1 protein-coding gene is annotated in these 1,440 nt (G+C 39.4%); it reads right to left on the reverse strand.

All coding sequences use genetic code 11. The features are described 5' to 3' along the window. Window positions 1–18 precede the first annotated feature (18 nt). A complete protein-coding gene (locus GNE10_RS34440; RefSeq protein WP_185570499.1) occupies window positions 19–1,242 on the reverse strand; it encodes an RNA-guided endonuclease TnpB family protein in 1,224 nt (407 codons plus the stop codon). Window positions 1,243–1,440 lie beyond the last annotated feature (198 nt).

A 1,440-nucleotide genomic window follows, 5' to 3' on the forward strand; every position in this document is an offset into this window, starting at 1 on the left:
TAGCGGGAGATTCCAACATTACTGTTGGTTTTTCCTCTTTCGATGAGACGATTTATTCTTAGAAGTGACCTTCCGAGAACAGGGATCGGACTCTCCAGAGGCGTAAGAAATTTCCGTCTGCCCAACGGTATTTTTAATCAATTCTAATCCTCGGTCAAGGATATTTTTGGAAGCATTGACATCACGACAATCTGTATACGAGCAAGCAGGACAAACATGAGTTCTCGTACTCAAAGTTTTGTGTACTGGATGCCCACAATTACTGCAATTAATAGTTGTATTGTGCGGAGGCACAGCAACCACAAATCGCCCATATACTTTACCAAAATATCCTAACCAATTGGTAAAAATCGACCAACTTGCATCTGAAATACTCTTTGCAAGATGGCGATTTTTTACCATATTTCGCACTTTCAAGTCTTCATACGCCACGATGTCTGCCGACTTCACCACGCATTGAGCTAATTTCGCTGCCCAATCTTTACGCTGGCGTACAACTTTGAGGTGTTTTCTTCCAAGTCGATTTCGCGCTTTAGCACGATTTTTAGATCCTTTGGCACAACTAGACAATCTTCGTTGTGCCTTTTTTAATGCTTTTTCAGATTTTCTTAGATATCTAGGATTGTCAACCTTGTTGCCATCAGAGTCAGTTAGAAAATGAGTCAATCCCAGATCGATACCTAAACTTTTCCCCGTGGATTGTAATTGCTCTTTCCTGTCGTGGTCAATACAAAATTGAATATATAGTCCATCAACACGTCGGACAATTCTTACCCGTTTTATCTGACTTATCTGATAGAAATTCAGGTCACGAGTTCCCATCAATTTCATCGTTCCTACACCAAATTTATCAGTGAATGTAATGAATTGACGGCACTCTGAAAGTGACCATCCACTTTGCTTGTATTCAACAGATAATCTAGTTTGAAATCTCCGAAACTTCGGGAATCCCTTTTTGCCCGGAATCTTCTTTTTGCAATTATCAAAGAATCTTGAAATTGCTGACCACACTCGTTCAGCAGAAGATTGTCTTGCTGTTGAGTTCAATTTTGATACCCAAGGAAAGTCAGGATTGTCTGACAAAACCTTTGTGTACTTATTTAAGTCAAATCCAGTTTTTGCATGACCATCTAACCAGTAGCGCAAGCAAGAATTACGCACAAAAAGAGCAGTTCTCAAGACTTCATTTATCTTGAGTAACTGCTCTTTTGTTGCTTGTGTTTTTGCTTCGTAGACTATCATGTTTTTACTTAATTTCTATTAGTTAGAATACCAAATAGTTGTCAAAAACTCAACTACCCTCTTATACTAATTTCGTTGCACGAAATATCGTCTAAGAGGGTGTTTCGTTTTTGACCGCTATTCATCATCCCGCTAACCTTTCCTGCGGAACGCTATGCGAACGGTGTAGCGGGAGTCTTCTAGCTTATATTAGATAAC

This window comes from Nostoc sp. 2RC (assembly GCF_014222165.1).
Lineage (GTDB): Bacteria > Cyanobacteriota > Cyanobacteriia > Cyanobacteriales > Nostocaceae > Nostoc > Nostoc linckia.